The 19,180-nt window shown below is 72.2% G+C and carries 14 protein-coding genes; 7 read left to right on the top strand and 7 right to left on the bottom strand.

Translation table 11 applies throughout. The annotated features are described in order from the left end of the window. Nucleotides 1-19 precede the first annotated feature (19 nt). The 3 genes from D9C15_RS14035 to D9C15_RS14025 all read left to right on the top strand — a co-directional run bounded on the left by D9C15_RS14035 (nucleotide 20) and on the right by D9C15_RS14025 (nucleotide 3,034). Nucleotides 20-1,579 carry a GGDEF domain-containing protein gene (locus D9C15_RS14035; protein ID WP_127998219.1) on the top strand — a complete coding sequence of 520 codons (1,560 nt, stop codon included), beginning with the start codon at nucleotides 20-22 and terminating at the stop codon, nucleotides 1,577-1,579. A gap of 140 nt (nucleotides 1,580-1,719) precedes the next feature. Further along, a complete protein-coding gene (locus tag D9C15_RS14030) occupies nucleotides 1,720-2,274 on the top strand; it encodes a phasin family protein (protein ID WP_127998217.1) in 555 nt (184 codons plus the stop codon). 61 nt (nucleotides 2,275-2,335) lie between these two features. Continuing rightward, nucleotides 2,336-3,034, top strand: a complete 699-nt coding sequence (locus tag D9C15_RS14025; protein ID WP_127998215.1) for a hypothetical protein — start codon at nucleotides 2,336-2,338, stop codon at nucleotides 3,032-3,034. 39 nt (nucleotides 3,035-3,073) lie between these two features. On the opposite strand, the gene D9C15_RS14020 is transcribed toward D9C15_RS14025, so the two are convergent. The 6 genes from D9C15_RS14020 to D9C15_RS13995 form a co-directional block, all read right to left on the bottom strand. Then, nucleotides 3,074-3,970: an NAD(P)-dependent oxidoreductase gene (locus D9C15_RS14020; protein ID WP_127998213.1), complete on the bottom strand. Its 897-nt coding sequence runs from the start codon at nucleotides 3,968-3,970 to the stop codon at nucleotides 3,074-3,076. Nucleotides 3,971-4,084: 114 nt separating this feature from the next. Further along, a complete protein-coding gene (locus D9C15_RS14015; RefSeq protein ID WP_127998211.1) occupies nucleotides 4,085-5,383 on the bottom strand; it encodes an NAD(P)-binding domain-containing protein in 1,299 nt (432 codons plus the stop codon). A gap of 5 nt (nucleotides 5,384-5,388) precedes the next feature. After that, nucleotides 5,389-7,917 (bottom strand): tetratricopeptide repeat protein, encoded by a 2,529-nt coding sequence (locus D9C15_RS14010; protein ID WP_127998209.1) that lies wholly within the window; start codon nucleotides 7,915-7,917, stop codon nucleotides 5,389-5,391. 2 nt (nucleotides 7,918-7,919) lie between these two features. Beyond that, nucleotides 7,920-10,856, bottom strand: coding sequence for a cytochrome c3 family protein (locus tag D9C15_RS14005; RefSeq protein ID WP_127998208.1), 2,937 nt, complete (start codon nucleotides 10,854-10,856; stop codon nucleotides 7,920-7,922). Nucleotides 10,857-10,914: 58 nt separating this feature from the next. Further along, nucleotides 10,915-12,714 (bottom strand): cytochrome C, encoded by a 1,800-nt coding sequence (locus D9C15_RS14000; protein WP_205854799.1) that lies wholly within the window; start codon nucleotides 12,712-12,714, stop codon nucleotides 10,915-10,917. Nucleotides 12,715-12,718: 4 nt separating this feature from the next. Continuing rightward, nucleotides 12,719-13,624, bottom strand: coding sequence for a pyridine nucleotide-disulfide oxidoreductase (locus D9C15_RS13995; RefSeq protein ID WP_127998206.1), 906 nt, complete (start codon nucleotides 13,622-13,624; stop codon nucleotides 12,719-12,721). A 138-nt stretch (nucleotides 13,625-13,762) separates the two neighbouring features. On the opposite strand from D9C15_RS13995, the gene D9C15_RS13990 reads away from it, so the two are divergent. The 3 genes from D9C15_RS13990 (at nucleotide 13,763) to D9C15_RS13980 (ending at nucleotide 17,253) form a co-directional block, all read left to right on the top strand. Next, nucleotides 13,763-14,692 carry a DUF6502 family protein gene (locus D9C15_RS13990; protein ID WP_127998204.1) on the top strand — a complete coding sequence of 310 codons (930 nt, stop codon included), beginning with the start codon at nucleotides 13,763-13,765 and terminating at the stop codon, nucleotides 14,690-14,692. Continuing rightward, on the top strand, nucleotides 14,689-16,098 hold the full coding sequence (locus D9C15_RS13985; RefSeq protein WP_127998202.1) for a DUF5666 domain-containing protein: 1,410 nt from the start codon (nucleotides 14,689-14,691) through the stop codon (nucleotides 16,096-16,098). Before D9C15_RS13990 ends, D9C15_RS13985 begins: the two co-directional genes overlap by 4 nt. A 72-nt stretch (nucleotides 16,099-16,170) precedes the next feature. After that, entirely contained in the window at nucleotides 16,171-17,253 is a 1,083-nt protein-coding gene (locus tag D9C15_RS13980; protein ID WP_127998200.1) for a S1C family serine protease, read from the top strand. A 3-nt stretch (nucleotides 17,254-17,256) separates the two neighbouring features. Here the strand turns inward: D9C15_RS13980 and D9C15_RS13975 are convergent, their stop codons facing one another. Then, entirely contained in the window at nucleotides 17,257-17,637 is a 381-nt protein-coding gene (locus D9C15_RS13975) for a COG4315 family predicted lipoprotein (protein ID WP_127998198.1), read from the bottom strand. Between the two features lie 95 nt (nucleotides 17,638-17,732). On the opposite strand from D9C15_RS13975, the gene gnd reads away from it, so the two are divergent. Next, the gene (gene gnd / locus D9C15_RS13970; RefSeq protein ID WP_127998196.1) at nucleotides 17,733-19,154 is read left to right on the top strand and encodes a decarboxylating NADP(+)-dependent phosphogluconate dehydrogenase; all 1,422 of its coding nucleotides are present in this window, start codon (nucleotides 17,733-17,735) and stop codon (nucleotides 19,152-19,154) included. Nucleotides 19,155-19,180: the final 26 nt, after the last annotated feature.

Raw genomic sequence — 19,180 nt, 5'->3', positions numbered from 1 at the left:
TCGCCGCCGCGGGACGCGCGTGGACGACGCCAAGACCATCGCCTGGGTGCTGCCCCACGAGGGCTACGACGACGAGGCCCTGCTCGCGCCGCTGCGCGCCCAGGGCTACCGCGTCGTCACCTGCCTGCCCGGCGCGAGCGGCGCGCTCGGGTCCGACCTGCGCGTGCTGCAGGCCGAGCTGTTCGCCGACGCTCGCCGGCTGCGCCGCGAGTACGTGCTGGACCCGCGGCCGACGCTGGTGGTGGTCGGCTCGGCCGAGCAGGAGGTCGACGTGCTCGAGTTCATCAAGCCGGGCGACGACGTGGTGCGCGGCACCCAGCCTGCCGAGCTGCTCGTGCTGCGCCTGCTGCGCCTCGCGCGCATGCACGGCGGCGGCGAGCTGCCGGCCGCGCCGCTGGTCGAGGTGACCGACGCGCTCACCGGGCTGGGGAACCGGCGCCGCTGGCTCGCCCAGGCGGCGCAGGCGATCACGCCGCACCTGCCCGGCGAGGCGCGGGCCGTCGTCGTGATCAACCTGGACCGCTTCAAGTCGCTCAACGACCGCCACGGCCACGCGGTGGGCGACCAGGTGCTGCGCGGTGTCGCCGCCGCCCTGCTGGCCGAGACGGCGCCGGGCGACCGCCTCGCCCGCCTGGGCGGCGACCAGTTCGTCGCCCTGATCGCGCGCTACGACCGCGCCACGGTCGAGGCCGACGTGCAGCGCATGCTCGAACGGCTGGCGCGCGGCGTGGTGCTCGCCCCGGCCGAGGCGGATGCGGCGCCCGGCTGGGGCCTCACGGCGCCGGCGCCGATCGACGGCCAGCCGCAGCGCATGGGCGTCACCGCCAGCGCGGGCCTCGCCTTCGTCGACGGACAGGCGTCGGTCGACGAACTGCTGCAGCAGGCCGACGTCGCACTCTACGAGGCCAAGAGCCGCGGCCGTCAGCGCCTCGTGCTGTACGAGTCGCTGCAGCAGGGCCCGGGCGGCGAGGAGCGCGACCCGTACCTGCGCCACTTCGAGAATGTCACGCGCGTGATGACGGAGCGCGTCACGACGCTCGTCACCAACATGGGCCGCAACCTGGTGGAGGCGGCGCGCCGCGAGGCGAACCAGGACGCGCTGACGCAGTTGCCGAACCGGCGCTACTTCGACGCCCGGCTGCTGCGCGAGATCGAGGCCGCACGCCGCCACGGCCGGGCGCTGTCGGTGGCGCTGATCGACCTGGACCACTTCCACGACGTCAACGCCGGATTCGGCTACCCGACCGGCGACCTGGTGCTGCGCCGCTTCGCCGACGTCGCGCGGGCCAGCGTGCGGCTGACCGACTGGGTGGCGCGTTATGGCGGCGAGGAGTTCTGCCTCGTGATGCCCGACACCGAACTCGCGACCGCCGCGATGGTGGCCGAGCGGCTGCGCCGGCAGGTCGAGGCGACCGCCTTCTCGAGCATCGACCAGCGTCCGGTGCCGCTGACCGCGAGCATCGGCGTCGCCGCGCTCGGCGAGGGCGCCGGCGACCCCGTCGCGCTGGTCGAGCGCGCCAGCGCGATGCTGCTGGCGGCCAAGGCCGGCGGCCGCAACCGGCTCGTCAGCGCCGCCTGAGCGGCGGCGAACCGGGGCTTTCCTCTATTTTGTTGCATTGCAGCATTTTGGGCTTGCAATCCGGTGGGGAGCCACTAAACTGGAGTCATGCTGCAGTGCAGCAATTCCGGTTCACCAAACCACCCAACCTGGAGCACCTCATGCTGACCAACGAACAACTGCTCGCCGCCCACAAGGCGAACGTCGAGACCTTCCTGAACCTGTCGGCCACCGGCCTCGACGCCGTCGAGAAGCTGGCCGCGCTGAACATCGAGACCGCCCGCGCCGCGCTCGGCGAAGCCTCGGCCAAGGCCCAGGCCGCGCTGTCCGTCAAGGACGTGCAGGAGCTGTTCGCGCTGCAAGGCGACGTGCTGCAGCCGGCCGCCGAGAAGAGCGCCGCCTACGCCCGCAAGGTGTACGACATCGCTGCCGCCGTGCAGGCCGAGCTGTCCAAGGTCACCGAAGCCGGCGTCGCCGACGCGCAGGCCAAGCTGGCCGCGCTGGTCGACACCGCGGTGAAGAACGCCCCGGCCGGCAGCGAGAACGCCGTCACGCTGATGAAGGCCGCCGTCGCCGCCGCGAACGACACGCTCGAGAACGTGCAGAAGGCCGCCAAGCAGGCCGTCGGCGCTGCCGAGGCGAACTTCGCCACGCTGAGCAACAGCGTCGTCGTGCCGGTCAAGAGCGGCAACGGCCGCGCCAAGCGCGCTGCCTGAGCGTGAGGACTCGGCCGGCGGTCCACCCGCCGGCCGGACACGCAGATTGCCGGAGCTGGCCATGGGGCTTCACCCCCAGTCGTCACGCGGCGCGGCGGGCGTGCGCCCGCTGGTCGCCGAGCCGGGCGTCGAGCCCTCGCCCGACGGCTGGCTCGGCACGCACGACGAACCCGGCTACCGCGCCGGACAGATCGTCGCCAAGCTGGCCGACCTGCCGGTCGTCGACGAGCGTCACCTCTACCTCGACCTGCTGCTGCTCGACGCGCAGGGCCTGATCGCCGACAGCCATTCGGGCCCCTGCGCGGCCTTGCCGCGCACGCTGGGCGCCGAGGCGCGCGCGCGCTTCGTGCGCGTGACGGCCGAACTGCTGCGCCACGCGCCGGATCCCGAACGCGGCTTCGCCGGACTGAACGGCGCACTCTCGACGCTGCGCGAGCGGGGCGTGGACGGCCAGCACCTGGCGCTCGTCGCGCAGCAGCTCGACGCGGTCTGCAGCGACGCGGCGCTGGCCCACGCGCTGTCGCACATGCTGACGGCGAGCCTGGGCGAGGAGGAGGCGCGCCGCGCGGTGGCCGAGGTGGTGGCACGCTTGGCCGTGCATGCACGGCGCACCCACGAGCCCTGGCCCGGCCCGGACGAGGACCTGCCGGCCCAGGTGCTGTGTGTCGTGCGCGTGATCGGTCGCGCCCGTGCGCGCCGCTACCTGCGCGAGGCCACCGACTTCGACCTGCTGCCCACGCCCGAGCTGCTCGGGCTGTGAGCGTGCGGCGCCGCCCGTGGCCGGGCGGCTGCCGCCGCCTCAGCGCGGCACCAGCCGTGCCCCGGTGAGCTGCTCCTGCGCCTCCACCAGCGAGGGCACGTACTTGTGCCCGTGGCCGAGCGCGCTGGCCAGCGCGAGCGACTGGTGCACCGCCTCGCCCACCACGGTCGGCACGTTCAGCGACTCGGCCAGGTGGGTGTAGTAGCGGATGTCCTTGCGCGCATAGTCGAGCTCGAACTTCAGGCCGGCGAGGTCGCCGTCCAGCGACTTCGCCATCGCCTGGAAGATGCCGGAGTTCACCATGCCGGCCGACACCAGCTCGACCAGCTTGCGCGGTTCGCAGCCGGCGCGCTGCGCCACCGCGAAGGCTTCGGCCGTGGCGGTGCAGATGGCCTGGGCGATGAAGTTGTTGAGCAGCTTGATCACGTGGCCGGCGCCCGGCCCGCCGACGTGGATCACGTTCTCGGCGAAGCACTTCAGCACCGGCGTCAGCGCGGCCAGCGTCGCGGCGTCGGCGCCGATCATCACGTTCAGGCGCCCGGCCTCGGCCTCGACCGGCGTGCGCGCCAGCGGCGCGTCGACGAAGCTCACGCCCTGCGCCGCGCAGCGCTCGCGCAGGCGGTTGGTCGACTCCGGCTCGCTGGTCGAGCAGTCGACGATCAGCAGCCCGGGCGCGGCGCCCTCGAGCAGCCCGGCCGGCCCGGTGACCGCCGCCTCGACCTGCGGCGTGCCGGTGACGCACAGGAACACGATCTGCGCGCCGCGCGCCAGTTCGGTCGGGCTGTCGGCCAGCGTCGCGCCGGCGGCCAGCAGGTCGGCCACGCGCTCGCGGTTGCGGTGCACCGTCAGCGCCAGCGGGTGGCCCTTGGCGAGCAGGTTCTTCGCCATGCCATGGCCCATGAGGCCGCTGGCGCCGATGAAGCCGATCTTCTGCATGTCACGCTCCGTTTTTCGGGAGCGTGCATCGTAGAGCCGGCGGCTCGGCGCCGGGCCGCCCCAAGCCGGGCGGCGCCCCTCGGGGGGCAGGAGCCAAGCGACTGGGGGCACTCGTCAGCGGGTGCCGAACTTGGTCTCGAAGCGGATGCCGATCTTCTGCAGCAGCGGCGTGGGCAGCTCGCCGCCGGCGCAGACGATCACCGCGTCGTTCGGCAAGGTGCGTGGCGTGCCGTCGGCCTCGATCACGACGGCCGCCGGCTCGATCTGCCGCACCTGCGACTGCAGCAGCACCTGCAGCCGGCCCTCGGCGCGCAGCGCGTCGAGCCGCTCGCGGTTCTTCGCCTTCACCCGCGCGAAGGCGGCGCTGCGGTACGACAGCGCGACCGTGGTGCCGGGCTGCTCGGCCAGCGCGATGGCGGCCTCCAGCGCGCTGTCGCCGCCGCCGACCACGAGCACCTTCTGCCCGCGGTACTGCTCGGCGTCGATCAGCCGGTACACGACCTTGGGGGATTCCTCGCCCGGCACGCCGAGCTTGCGCGGCGTGCCGCGCCGGCCCATCGCCAGCAGCACGGTGCGGGTGGCGATCTCGCCGCGGTCGGTCTGCACCACGTAGTGGTCGGCGCGCTTCTCCAGCCCGAGCAGGCGTTCCTTGTAGCTGATCTTCAGGCCGGTCTTCTTCACCACGTCGGCCCAGAACGCCAGCAGCTCCTCCTTGCTGACCTCGCCGAACTTCACCTTGCCGACGAGCGCGAGCTGCACCGGCGCCGTCATCGTGATCTTGTTGCGCGGGTAGTGGTAGACCGCGCCGCCGAGCGAATCCTCCTGCTCGATGATGCGGTAGCGGCGCTTGTGCGCCAGCGCGGCCAGCCCGGCGGACAGCCCGGCCGGGCCGCAGCCGACGATCAGCACGTCCAGCACGCCGGCGGGCGTGGCCGCGTGGCCGAGCCGCTGGTGGATCGCGTCCATCGCCTGGCGGCCCTGCTCGGCGGCCTTGCGCACCAGGCCCATGCCGCCGAGCTCGCCGGCGATGAACACACCCGGCACGTTGGTCTCGAACTGCGCCGACAGGTGCGGGATGTCGACGCCGCGTTTCTCGGTGCCGAACACGAGGCTGATGCCGTCCACGGGGCAGGCCGCGAAGCAGGCGCCGTGGCCGATGCAGGCCGAGGCGTTCTTCAGCACCGCCTTGCCGTTGACGACGCCCAGCGCCTCCTCCGGGCAGGCCTGCACGCAGGAGCCCGAGCCGATGCAGCGCGCCGTGTCGATCACCGGGTGCAGTGAGGGCGGCTCGACGAGCCCGGCCTCGACCGCCTCGCGCAGGTCCTGCGCGTGCGCGGCCTGCGCACGGCGGTGCCGCCAGAGGTAGAAGCCGAGCGCGGAGAACAGGACCGCGCCGTACAGGAGCCATTCCATGCCGATCAGAAGTCGTAGCGTCCGCCGAGGTAGTAGTAGTAGCGGTGCGAGTTCTCGTTGCGGGTGGGGCTGGTCGAGCGGGTCAGCTCGCCGTTGATCTCGGATTCGATCGCGAACTGCTGCAGCATGCGGTAGGTGACGCGCAGGCCCGGCGTCCAGCGGGTCAGGTGGCCGCCGGCGTTGTCGGTCTGCCGGTACCAGCGCAGCGAGGGCTCGAGCAGCAACTTCGCGCTGACCTGCGAGGAGTTGTTGTAGCTCACGAGCAGCGCGTTGAAGTCGGACTGCGTCGCCGGTGTCACCGTCGGCCCGCTGAAGTTGGTGCCGCGCAGCACCGACAGCGCGACGACGTGGGTGTCGTGCGTCGAGTACAGGTTGCTGCCGATCAGCTGCGCACCCACCGCGTTGTTGCGGCTGCGGCCCTGGCCGGCAGGCAGGATGTCGGGCACCGGCTGGATCTCGCCGACGTCGGTCAGGCGCAGGTCTGCACCGACCTGCCAGGTGGCGTTGATCGGCACCGTCGCGCCGAGCAGGCCCTGGGTGGTGTCGGACGTGGTGTTCTTGACCGTGCGCCGCAGCGAGCCGAGCGTCTCGCCCTGGGCCAGCAGGTCGGAGATGCGCGTGGCCAGCGGCAGGTTCGGGTTCTGGAAGAACAGCGCGTTGCCGAGCATCAGCAGCGGCGTCTTGCGCTTGTCGTACAGGAAGTTGACCACCGCGTTGTTTTCGAGCTGCCAGGTGCCCTGCAGCGAGGCGATGTTCAGCCCGCGGATCGAGCGGTCCCAGTCGAGGATGCCGGTGGCCGAGGCGCCGCCGTTGAAGTAGCGCAGCTCGGTGCCCACGGCGTTGCGGTCGAGCTCGCCGTCGATCATCTGCCGGTTCACGTAGACGTTGCCGGAGAGGTTGGGCAGCAGCGCATCGGCCTCGATGGCCCCGCCGTAGAAGTGGCGCTTTGCGTCCAGCAGCTTGTCGGCCGGCACGCCGGCCACCGCGGTGAGGCGCCATTTCGGCACGAATGTGTAGCTGGCCTGCGCGCCGTCGAAGCGGCCCAGCACGCCCAGGCCGGCAGGCGACTGGCGGCCCAGCTTCACGCTCGTGCCCAGCGCCAGCGAGCGATGCTCGAAGTACAGCGCCGACAGCCGGTTCTTGCTCTTGTCGCTGCGCAGCTGGTCGAGCGTGTAGGCATCGCGGAACACGAAGCGCATGTCGGTGTCCGCGTCGCGGAAGCGCCAGTTCAGGTCGACGCTGCCCTGCCACTGCTTCTGGTCGTTGCCCGACAGGGTGTCGTCGCTCACCAGCTCGGGCAGGCCGCTGATCGGCGAATCCTGGAACTCCTGCGTGCGCACCTTGGACTGGCCGCCGTAGTAGAACGCCGCCATCGAGCCCGACATTGTCGAGGTCGCCTCGACCTTGGGGCGCACCTGCTGCTCGACGATCGGGCCGGACGGCGCGGCCGCCGCCGGCGCGGCCGGCAGGCGCGCCAGCGCGGCGCGCACCTGGTCGGCGTCGGGGCCGGTGGGGAACAGCTGCAGGAAGGTCTCGTACTCGGCGCGCGCGCGCAGCGGGTCGCCGCTGCGCTCGCGCACCAGGCCGGCGAGCGCCTGGCCTTCGCGCGTCGATGCGTTGGCCGGCAGGTTGAGCAGCTCGTTGAGCTTGTCGAGCGCGCCGGCATGGTCCTGCTTCGCCTCGGCGGCCTTGGCGGCGGCCAGCAGCGTGGCGGCCTGCTGCTCGACGGCGGCGGCCGCCGGCGCGGCAGCCCCCGGGGTGACCGGCGGGGCGGGCGGCACCGGTGTCGCGAGGGCCGCTGGCGGCGCGGCAGGCACCGGAGCAACCGCGGCGGGCGCGGCGGCCGGCGCCAGCGCGACGATGCTCGCGTCGGGGAAGCGGTTCAGCAGCTGCGCACGCGCCGCCTCCGCCTCGGTGCGCGTCTCGAAGTAACCCAGCGCGATCTCGTGCACCGTGCGGCCGTCGACCTGGCGCCGGCCAGTGAACACCTGGTAGCGCTGCAGCGCGGACGGTATCGGCGCGGCGAGCTGCAGGTTCGGCGCGTCCGAGCGCTGCAGCACGATCTGGAAGCCGCTCGCCGGCGCGGCCGGCGTGGCCGTCGTGGTGGCGGGCACCGCCTCGCCGAGGCCGCTGAACACCACCTCGATCTGCCGGTCGCCGCGTCCGGCGCGCACCTTGAACGGCACCGCGCGCGACAGGCGCAGCAGCAGACGCCGGTCGCGCAGGCGCTTGGGCGCCGCCTCGTCGTAGACCGTCAGGTCGGGCAGCGCGCCGCCGGCGGCGACGCGGCGCTCCGAGGGCACGTCCTGCAGGCCTTCGGCCAGCGTGACGAGGTCGTAGTGGATCTGCGCCGTGTCGCCGGCGCGCGGCACGTTGACGCGCCGGTACTGCACCGGCGTCACGAAGCGGATCTGCAGCACCGCATCGGCGCCCTCGCGGCGCAGGTCCACGTCGTCGATCAGCTGCGCCTGTGCGGCGCCGGCCGCCAGCGCCAGCAGCGCCGCCGCCGCCCATCCCCCCGGAGTCTTCTTCACGGTCAGTCCCATTCCCTGTAGGTCACGCCCTTGTTGCCGAGCGGCCGGTGGCAGCCGGACTCGGAGCAGTCGATCGCCGGCGGCGTCTTGCGCTCGTGCGTGAGTGACTTGCGCTCCAGGCCGCCGGCGTAGGCGGTGCCGCTGAGATGGCAGCCCTTGCACCAGCCGGCGCCGCCGCCCAGGCTGTTGTTGTGGTTCATCGTGATCGAGGTCCACGAGCTGGTGCCGGTGTGGCAGGCCTTGCAGTCCATCGCGCCGCCGTTGAGCAGCTGCGTCTCGGGAATGTGGTTGGCCGGCTTGGCCAGCGCCCCCTGGTTGCCCTGCGACACGTAGCTGCCGTTGTGGCAGGACTTGCAGGTCGACGCGCTCACCACGGTGTGGTTCATCGTCACCGAGGTGCTCCAGCTCGACTGCGAGCGGTGGCAGTTGTCGCACTTGGTCGGGCCGGTCGTCACCGGGATGTGACCGGCCTGCTTGCCCCTGGCCGCGGTGCCGTTGTGGCAGTTGTCGCAGGTGCCGGTGCCCACCGCGTTGGCCGCCGAGTGGGCGAACACCACGTTGCTCCAGCTGCTGGCCGACTTGTGGCAGCTCTCGCAGACCGTCACGCCGGTGTGCACCGCGGTGGCCGGCTTGCCCACCGCGGGCGGGTAGCTGCCGGTGTGGCAGGCGGCGCACTGCGTGCTGACCGACACCGAGGCGTGGAAGCGGGCCGGCGTCCAGGCCGTGTAGCCCGACTTGTGGCAGCTGTCGCAGTTGACGATCGCGACGCCGGTCAGCGTCTGGTAGGGGATGTGCGTCGGGTTGCGCCCGTCGGCCGGCGGGTAGGCGCCGCTGTGGCAGCTGGCGCACTGGCTCGCCACCACCACCTGGGTGTGGTTGAAGCTGCTCGGCTTCCAGGCCCGAGTGGTGTGGCAGTTGATGCAGTTGACCGCCCCCACCGGCACGTGGCTGGCGTTCTTGCCCGTCGCGGCGCTGCCGTTGTGGCAGCTGCTGCAGTTGGTGGCGCTGGTGAAGGTCGCGTGGTCGACCTTGGCGCCGCCCCAGTCGCTGGTCGACTTGTGGCAGCTCTCGCAGTTCGTCACGCCGGCGTGGATCGTCGTGTTGGGCTTGCCCACCGCGGGCGGGTAGCTGCCGGTGTGGCAGCCGGCGCACTGGTTGCTCACCGACACCGAGCCGTGGAAGCGCGCCGGTGTCCAGGCCGCGTAGCCGGCCTTGTGGCAGCTGTCGCAGTTGGTGATCACGACGCCGGCCAGCGTCTGGTACGGGATGTGGGTCGGGTTGCGCCCGTCGGCCGGCGGGAAGGCGCCGCTGTGGCAGCTCGCGCACTGCCCGGCCACCGTGCCCTGGCTGTGATTGAAGCTGCTCGGCTTCCAGGTCTTGGTGGTGTGGCAGTTGATGCAGTTGCTCGCGCCCGAGGGGATGTGCGTCGCACCCTTGCCGGTGGCGGCACTGCCGTTGTGGCAGCTCGCGCAGTTGGTCGCGCTGGTGAAGGTGGCGTGGTCGACCTTGGCGCCGCCCCAGTCGCTGGTCGACTTGTGGCAGCTCTCGCAGTTCGTCACGCCGGCGTGGATCGTCGTGTTGGGCTTGCCCACCGCGGGCGCGTAGTTGCCGGTGTGGCAGCTCGCGCACTGGTTGCTGACGGACACGGAGGTGTGGAACCTGGCCGGTGTCCAGGCCGTGGTGCCGGCCTTGTGGCAGCTGTCGCAGTTGGTGATCGCGACGCCGGCGAGCGTCTGGTAGGGGATGTGGGTCGGGTTGCGTCCGTCGGCCGGCGGGAAGGCGCCGCTGTGGCAGCTCGCGCACTGCCCCGCCATCGTGCCCTGGCTGTGGTTGAAGCTGCTCGGCTTCCAGGTCTTGGTGGTGTGGCAGTTGATGCAGTTGCTCGCGCCCGAGGGGATGTGCGTCGCGTTCTTGCCGGTGGCCGCGCCGCCGTTGTGGCAGCTCGCGCAGTTGGTCGCGCTGGTGAAGGTGGCGTGGTCGATCTTCGCGGCCGACCAGTCGCTGGTCGACTTGTGGCAGGCCTCGCAGGTGGTCGCGCCGGCGTGGATCGAGGTGTTGGGCTTGCCCACGGCCGGCGCGAAGCCGCCGGTGTGGCAGCTCGCGCACTGGCCGGTCACCGACGCCGAGGCGTGGAACTTGGCCGGCGTCCAGGACTTGTAGCCCGCCTTGTGGCAGCTGTCGCAGTTGGAAATCGAGACACCGGCGAGCGTCTGGTAGGGAATGTGGGTCGGGCCGCGTCCGTCGGCTGGCGGGAAGGCGCCGTTGTGGCAGCTCGCGCACTGGCCGGTCACCGTGCCCTGCGTGTGATTGAAGCTCGAGGGTTTCCAGCCGTTGGTCGAGTGGCAGGTGGAGCAGTTGGCCGTGCCGGCGGGGATGTGCGTCGCGCTCTTGCCGCTGGCGCTGCTGCCGTTGTGGCAGCTGGCGCAGTTGGTGGCCGAGCCGAAGCTCGAGTGGTCGGGCTTGGCGCCGCCCCAGCTGCTGGTCGACTTGTGGCACTTCTCGCACACCGTCTGGCCGGCGTGCACCGCGGTGTTGGGCCGGGCCGTCGCGCCGAGCACGCTGCCGTTGTGGCAGCTCGCGCAGCCCTGGCCGGTGATGCCCTGGTGGTTGAAGCGGGCGCCGCCGTAGCCCTGGGTGGTGTGGCAGGCGTCGCAGTCCTGCTGGATCGTCGTGGCCAGGTGGTTCTGCGGCTTCACCACGTTGGCGCGCGACCAGGTCGTGCCGGCCGTGTGGCAGCTCGCGCAGTCGCGCGGCGTGCCCTTGAACACGCCGCCGATGTGGCAGCTCTCGCAGCGCGCCTTGGCATGCTGGCCGGTCAGCGCGAAGCCGGTCTTGACGTGGTCGAAGTCGCGCAGCGCGGCCTGGGCGAACGCCGCCGGCGCGGCCAGCGCCAGCAGCAGCACGGCCGCGAGCCGCTTCAGGATGTCGACGGCCTTCATTGGAATCCCCTCCGCACGGTGTGCTCCGGGATTCGCGCTGGGGAACGACCCGGCGCGCTCATGGCGTGGCTCCGCTCCTCATCACCCGGTTCGAGACCTTCTTCCACTTCTCCACGCCGTGGCACTGCTCGCAGCGCGTGCCGAAGCCGCCGTCGTGCACGTCGTCCTTGCGGTGGCAGGCCACGCAGGTGTCGGCCAGCGGCGCGGCCAGCTTGCCGCCCGGCGCCGGCCGCACGTGGCAGTCGGCACAGGCCACGCGGCGGTGCCCGCCGTCCAGGGGCCAGCGCGTGCGCTTCGTGTGGTCGAAGTCCCACAGCGTCCAGGCGCGCGCGTTGTGGCAGCTCTCGCACTTCTCGCCGAACACCTGCCTGTGCTTGTCGTCCTTGCGGTGGCAGCCGATGCACTCGCGCGGCGCGTCGGTGTAGCGCGCGCTCTTGTGGCAGGCCTTGCACTCCACCGCGGCGTGCCGACCCAGCAGCACGAAGCGTGTCGCCGCGTGGTCGAAGCGTGCGCTCTTCCAGCTCGCATCGCTGTGGCAGCTCTCGCACTTCGCGCCGAGCTGGCCCTCGTGCTTGTCGTCCTTGCGGTGGCAGGACAGGCAGTCCAGCGGCGCCGGCCGGTAGCTCTTCGCGTCGCGGTGGCAGTCCTTGCAGGCCACCTTGGCCGCCGCGTGCGCGTTGCGCAGCGGGAAGCGCGTGCGGGCGTGGTCGAAGCGGCCGGCCGTGCTCTTCCAGTCGCGCTCGCCGTGACAGGCGGCGCAGTCGGTGCCGAGCGTGCCCTCGTGCCTGTCGTCCTTGCGGTGGCAGCCGATGCAGGCCTTGGGCGCCTCGTTGAACACCTTGGAGGTGTGGCAGGCATCGCAGCGCGTGCTGGCATGCGCGCCGAGCAGCGGGAACTCGGTCTTGTCGTGGTCGAATTTCGCCTTTTCCTTCCAGTCGCGCTCGGTGTGGCAGCTGCCGCAGTCGCGCCCCAGCGTCTCCTTGTGCTTGTCGTCCTTCTGGTGGCAGGCCCAGCAGTCGGTGCCGAGCTTGACGCGCGCCACCGGGCCGGTGTGGCAGTCGTTGCAGCGCGCCTGGCGATGCTGGCCGCGCAGCGCGTACTTGGTGTCGGTGTCGTGGTTGAAGCTGCTCGGCTTCCAGCCGCGGTCGCCGTGGCAGCTGTCGCACTTCTCGCCGAAGCGGCCCTGGTGGCCCTTGGCCGCCTGGTCGTCGCCCTTGTGGCAGCCGTAGCAGGCGCGCGGCGTCTCCTTGTAGGCGCCGGTCTTGTGGCAGGCGTCGCAGCGCGCATCGGCATGCTTGCCGGTCAGCGCGAAGCGGGTGCTCCCGTGGTCGAAGGTCGTTTCCTTCCAGCTCGACTCGCCGTGGCAGCTGGCGCACTTGGCGCCGAGCGAGCCCTTGTGCACGTCGTCCTTGCGGTGGCAGGCGTTGCAGTCGGAGGGTGCCGCGCTGTACTTCTTGCCCGTCTCGTGGCACTTGGCGCAGTCGGTCTGGCGGTGCTTGCCGCGCAGCGCGAAGTCGGCCTGCGCATGCTCGAACTGCTTCGGCTCGAAGGCGACGATGCGTGCCTCGCGCCCCTTGTGGTCGGTGTGGCAGGTACGACAGGGCTGCGGCTTCGCGCGCCCGTGGAAGCCGGTGCGCTCACGCATGTCGCGCCCGATGTCCTTGTGGCAGTCGGTGCACAGACGGTCCTGCGCCGCGCGGTCGAACGGCACGTGGCAGCTGCGGCACTCGTCCTCCCACTTCGCGTGCGAGGCCGTCAGCCGGCCGGGCGACAGCACCGACTCGAGCGACTGCGCGTGCACCAGCGCCGGCACCAGCACGGCGGCGACGGCGAGCAGCTCGCGCAGCCATCGCGCCACGATGTCAGTAGACGTGCACGGCGATCACGTGCACCACGGCACTGATCACCATCAGGTACACGAACGGCACGTGGGCCACGTGCCAGAGCGCGAACAGCCGCACCCAGGCGCTGAACTGCGCCACCTTGACCACGCTGCCGAGGTAGCGCCGCACCAGCTTGCGCGCCAGGCGCTGGCGGCGCCGGGTCTCGGCGCCGGTCCAGTCGCGCTGGCGCGCGATGCCGCGCAGCACACGGTGCAGCTCGAAGGCGCAGCGCCAGTAGGTGAGCCACATGCGCGCCGGCAGCACGGTGACCTGCTTGAACGCGCTCAGCCGGCCCGGCGCATCGGCCAGCGTCGAGTCGGCGAAGTCCTGCAGGCGCTGCTCGACGGCGGGCGCGAAGTGCAGCTTGGAGCGCGCCTCGGAACGGTCGAAGCCGGCGCGGCTGCGCAGCGCGTCGAAGCTCGCCTTCTCGCCCGACAGCCCGCGGTGAACGCGCAGGTAGATGAAGCGGCCGACCACGCCACTGGCCGCGACGATCAGCATGCTCCACAGCGCGACGCCGGCGTTGACCGAGCCGATGCGGAAGGTCGAGTGCAGCAGGATCAGGACCGGCCCGCCCACGCCCAGCACCATGTGCGCCACGAACCACCACTTGACCTTGCCCAGGCGGTGCAGCGAGCGCACGTACTTGCGCAGCGGGTAGCTGAACAGCAGCAGCATCGCCACCCCGCCGGCCACGCCCAACCAGTAGCCGATGCGGTCGTGCGCGGCGAACAGCCCGAGCCGGCTGACCTGCCAGGCGCCCAGCGTCAGCGCCGCCAGCAGCGCATAGATCCACAGGTCGCCGTGCTCGCGCCGGCGGCGCGGCGTGTCGGCCGGGGCCTCGGCGGTCGGCGCCTGCACGCCCTCGACGGTGTTGCTGCTCATGCTCGAAGTCCGGTTTGACAACAGGGGAAGCCTGCGGCCATAGTATGGGAAAATATCCCATGCACATGCAACCAAGAGTGAATCACTGGGTGATGGACCCGTGACAAACCCCGCACCGAACGTGCGACCCTTGCGCCCATGACACGCAAGCCCGAACCGCCCCCGTCCTCCGCGGAGGTGCCCCTGTCCGCGCGGCCGACCGTCGAGCACGCGGCGCTGGCGCTGCGCGAGCTGCCCGCGCTGATGGCGCCGCTCGCGCGTTGGCTGCTGCGCAACGGCGCGGCCTACGGGGCCGTGGCCGACGCGCTGAAGCAGGTGTTCGTCGACGCGGCGCGCGCCGAGCTGCAGCGCGACGGCCGCGCGCCCACCGTCTCGGCGCTCAGCGTGCTGTCGGGCGTGCACCGCAAGGACGTGAAGGCGCTCGAGCAGCGCCCGCGCACCGCCGAGGCGGTGGTGGCGGGCAAGGGCGTGCCGCTGGCCTCGCAGGTGTTCACGCGCTGGATGGCCGACAAGCGCCTGCGCGGTCGCGACGGGCGGCCGCGTGCGCTGGCGCGCAGCGGTCCGGCGCCGAGCTTCGAGGCACTGGCGCGCGAGGTGTCGCAGGACGTGCATCCGCGCACCGTGCTCGAGGAACTGCTGCGCCTCGGCCTGGTGGAGCTGGCCGACGAGCAGGTCCGCCCGACCGGCAGCGCCTTCATTCCCAGCCGGCGCCTGGACGAGCTGACCGCGCTGTTCGCCGCCAACGCCCGCGACCACCTGGCCGCCGCGGTGCACAACCTCACCGTCGACGCACCCCGTTACCTGGAGCAGAGCGTGTTCGCCGATGGTCTGGGGGCGGACTCGGTCGAGCGCCTGCACACGCTGGCGCGCGAGGCCTGGGCCCAGGCGTTTCGTGCCATGGTTGACGAAGCGCAAGCCGCCGTGCAGGCCGATGCCGCGGTCGAGCCGCCAGACCAGCAACGCATAAGGTTCGGCGTGTATTTCTACGCCGAGCCGGTGCAAGAGGCACCCGGCACGGCCACGGCGAGCGCTCCGACGAAGCGCGCGCCGCGCAGGAGGAAAGAATGAGGATGAGTTGGGGTTCCGCAGCGGCGCTGGCGGCGCTGGTCGCGGCAGTGTTGACGGCCGCCTGCGGCGGCGGGGTGGGCTCGGGCGGCACCGGGTCCGCCGCGCAGGTCGCGCAGGGCACGGTCAGCGGCTTCGGCAGCGTGATCGTCGACGGCCGGCGCTACGACGACCGCGGCATCGCCGCGCACCGCGAGGACGAACCCGGTGTCGAGCGCCTGAGCGACGTGCGCCTGGGCGACCAGGTCGAGGTCGAGGTCGACGACCAGGGCCTGCCCACCGGGCTGCACGTGCACGCCACGCTGGCCGGCGCGCTCGACACCCTGGTGGCGCCCGACCGCTTCGTCGTGCTCGGCCAGGAGGTGCAGGTGAATGCCGACGCGGCCACCGGCCCGGTGACGCAGTTCGGCGGCGGCTACACCGGCGCGGCCGACCTGGCCGCCGGCGATGCGGTGGAGGTGCACGGCGTGATCGTGCCCGAGGGCAGCGGCAGCCGGGTGCGCGCCACACGCATCGAACGCCTGGCCGCGCTGCCGGCCCACCTGAAGGCCAGCGGCCTGGTGTCGGCGCTGGACGCGGCCGGCTTCCAGCTCGGCGCACTCGCGGTGCACACCGCCAATGCGGTGATCGAACCAGCCGGCCGCACGCTGCAGGCCGGCCAGCTGGTGACGGTGTTCGCGCGGCCCACCGGCCGCTCCGGCAGCGCCGCCGCCCCGGTGCTGCAGGCCGATGCGGTGCGCATCCGCGAGGCCGGCGGCGTCGGCACGCGGCTCACCCTGGGCGGCAACGTCGCCGCGCTCGACACGGTGACCGAGCGCTTCAGGCTCGGCGCGCTGACGGTGCATTACGCCGGCGCGACGCTGTCGCCGCCCATGCTCGCCCTGGCCGAGGGCCAGTACCTGCGCGTCAGCGGCGTGCTGCGCGCCGACGGCAGCCTGCAGGCCGATGCGATCGCGCTGCGCGACGGGCGCAACGAGCCCGAGTCCGAGCTGAAGGGCAGCATCGTCGGCTTCGATGCCGCCACGCGGCGCTTCACCGTGCGCGGCGTGCCCGTCGACGCCGGCACCGCGCAGCTCGAGGATTGCGCCGGCGGGGTGCTCGCCGAGGGGCTGTTCGTCGAGGTCGAGGGCCGGCTCGGGCCGACCGGCGTGCTGGCGCGCGAGGTCAAGTGCGAGAACGAGCCCAGCGGCAGCACGGTCGGGCGCCAGGGCACGGCCGGCAGCGTCGACACCGCGGCGCGCCGCTTCGTGCTGACCACCAGCGGCGGCAGCACCATCAGCGTGGCCTGGGGCGACAACACGCTGTTCGACGACGTGACGGTGCCGACCCTGGATGGCCGCCGCGTCGAGGTCGAAGGGGTGTTCGAGGGCGAGGTGCTGAACGCGAAGAAGGTGCACGGCGAGGACTGACGGTCCGCGGGCGGCGGGGCTGGCCGACAATCGCGGCCATCGGCCACACCAGGCCGCACCCGCCCGACCGCCATGCCCCTGTACCGCCGCTCGCTGATCCTCGCCTCGCTTGCCGCGCCGGCTCTGGCGGCCCGGGCGCAGGCCGACGCCGCGCCGCGCCCGGTGGCGCCGCGCGGCTCGCTGGCCGCCGACGAGCTGACCAACATCGCGGTGTTCAAGGCCGCCTCGCCGTCGGTGGTCAACATCACCGCGATCGGCTTCGAGCGCGAGCTGTTCTCGGCCAACGTCCAGCAGGTGCCGCGCGGCACCGGCACCGGCTTCGTGTGGGACGAGCGTGGCCACGTGGTGACCAACTTCCACGTCATCCAGGAGGCCAACGCAGCGCAGGTCACGCTGTCGGACCAGACCGCCTTCCGCGCCGAGCTGGTGGGCGCCTTCCCGGACCGTGACCTCGCCGTGCTGCGCATCGCCGCGCCGGCCGGCCGGCTGAAAGCCCTGCCGCTGGGCTCGAGCCGCGAGCTGCAGGTGGGCCAGAAGGTCTACGCGATCGGCAACCCCTTCGGGCTGGACCAGACGCTGACCACCGGCATCGTCAGCGCGCTGAACCGCGAGATCGACTCGGTCACGCGCCGCACCATCCGCGGGGTGATCCAGACCGATGCGGCCATCAACCCGGGCAACTCGGGCGGACCGCTGCTCGATTCGGCCGGCCGCGTGATCGGCGTGAACACCGCGATCTACAGCCCGTCCGGCGCGAGCGCCGGCATCGGCTTCGCGATCCCGATCGACGAGGTGAACCGCATCGTGCCGCGGCTGATCCGCGACGGCCGGCTGGTGCGGCCGGCCCTCGGCGTCACCTCGGGCGCGGCCTCGCTGAGCCGTGCGCTGAACCTGCCCAAGGGCGTGCCGCTGGTGGCGGTGCAGCCCGGCGGGCCGGCGGCGCGCGCCGGGCTGCAGCCGTTCCGGCGCGGGCGCGGCGGCGAGATCGAACCCGGCGACGTGATCACCGCGGTCGACGACGAGCCGGTCGCCGATCTCGACGACATGCTCACGGCGCTCGAGCGCCACCGCCCGGGCGAGCGGGTCACGCTGAGCGTGTGGCGTGCCGGGCAGACGCGCCGGCTGACCGTGACCCTCGCCGAATCGGGGGACTGACGCTCAGGGCTTGGCCAGGCGCCAGACGTTGTTGAAGCCGTCGCCGGTGCGGTCGCCCGGCTTGGCGTCCTTCACCCAGTAGTACAGCGGCTTGCCCTTGTAGGCGTACTGCTTCTTGCCGTCGTCGCGGGTGACGATGCTCCAGTCGCCGCTGGCGCTGGCACCGTCGTCGGCGAACAGCGGCGGCCAGTTGGTGGCGCAGGGGCCGTTGCAGACGCTCTTGCCCGAGCCGGCCGTGTCGCGGTCGAAGGTGTAGAGCGTCATGCCGTTCTTGCCGGTCAGCACGCCGTCGGTCACGCCGGCCGGGGCGCTGCCGCCCATCGAGGCGCAGGCCGACAGCAGCGCGGCCAGGGTGAGCGAGGCGAGGGGGGCGAAGGCTTTCATCGAGGGTCCTTGTCGTGGTGGTGACCGAGCGTGTACGCACGACAGGGCGATTTCCTTCCCGTCAGAATGCGGCGCTCCACCCCACGGAGGCGGCGATGAGCGAAGGCAGCGACTACGGCCTGATCGGCCTGGCGGTGATGGGCCAGAACCTGGTGCTGAACATCGAGAGCCGCGGCTTCCGGGTCAGCGTCTACAACCGCACCGCGGAGGTGACCGACGCCTTCGTCGCCGCCCATCCCGGCAAGCGCCTGGTCGGCACGCACAGCCTGCCCGAGTTCGTCGCCAGCCTGGCGCGGCCGCGCAGGATCCAGCTGATGGTCAAGGCCGGCGCGCCGGTCGACGCGGTGCTCGAGCAGCTGGTGCCGCTGCTCGAGCCGGGTGACATCGTCATCGACGGCGGCAACAGCCTGTACAGCGACACGGAGCGGCGCGATGCCGCGCTCGCCGCGCGCGGGCTGCGCTTCGTCGGCGCCGGCATCTCCGGCGGCGAGGAGGGCGCGCGCAAGGGGCCGTCCATCATGCCCGGCGGCCCGGCCTCGAGCTGGGAACTGTTGCGGCCGGTGTTCGAGAGCATCGCCGCCCGGGTCGACGGCCAGCCCTGCGTGATGCACATCGGGCCGGGCGGCGCCGGGCACTACGTGAAGATGGTGCATAACGGCATCGAGTACGGCGACATGCAGCTGATCTGCGAGGCCTACGCGCTGCTGCAGGCTGCCGGCTTCAGCGCCGACGAGATGGCCGCGGTATTCGACGAGTGGAACCGCGGCGAGCTGCAGAGCTACCTGATCCAGATCACCGCCAAGGCGCTGGCGCAGAAGGACGAGGCGACCGGCGTGCCGCTGGTCGAGCTGATCCTCGACAAGGCCGGCCAGAAGGGCACCGGCCAGTGGACCCTGGTCAACGCGGCCGAGAACGCGGTGGTGGTCAGCACCATCAACGCGGCGGTCGAGGCGCGCGTGCTGTCGTCGCAGAAGGCGCAGCGTGTGGCTGCCAGCCGCGTGCTGCAGGGCCCGCAGGGGCCGCTGCGCGTCGACCGCGCCGCGCTGGTGGCGCAGGTGCACGACGCGCTGTACGCCTCCAAGGTGATCAGCTATGCGCAGGGCCTGGACCTGATGCGCACGATGAGCGAGAAGAAGGGCTGGGCGCTGGACCTGGGCGGCATCGCCTCGATCTGGCGCGGCGGCTGCATCATCCGGGCGCGTTTCCTGAACCGCATCACCGAGGCCTGGGCGGCCGATCCGGCGCTGCCGCACCTGACCGCCGCGCCCTTCTTCCGCGAACTGCTGAACCGCATCCAGGCGCATTGGCGCGCGGTGGTGGCGCTGGCCGTGACGCACGGCATTCCGGTGCCGGCCTTCGGTGCGTCGCTCGCCTACTACGACAGCCTGCGCAGCGCGCGCCTGCCGGCCAACCTGCTGCAGGCACAGCGCGACTTCTTCGGCGCGCACGGCTACGAACGCGTCGACCGGCCGGCGGGGGAGGTCTTCCACACCCGCTGGCCGGAGGTGATCGATTGATCCAGAATGCAGCCATCACCCGTCGC

It is taken from the genome of Piscinibacter defluvii (assembly GCF_004011805.1).
Lineage (GTDB): Bacteria > Pseudomonadota > Gammaproteobacteria > Burkholderiales > Burkholderiaceae_C > Piscinibacter > Piscinibacter defluvii.
The sequence above is the reverse complement of the archived record's forward strand: the minus strand, read 5'-3'. Positions and strand labels throughout refer to the sequence as shown.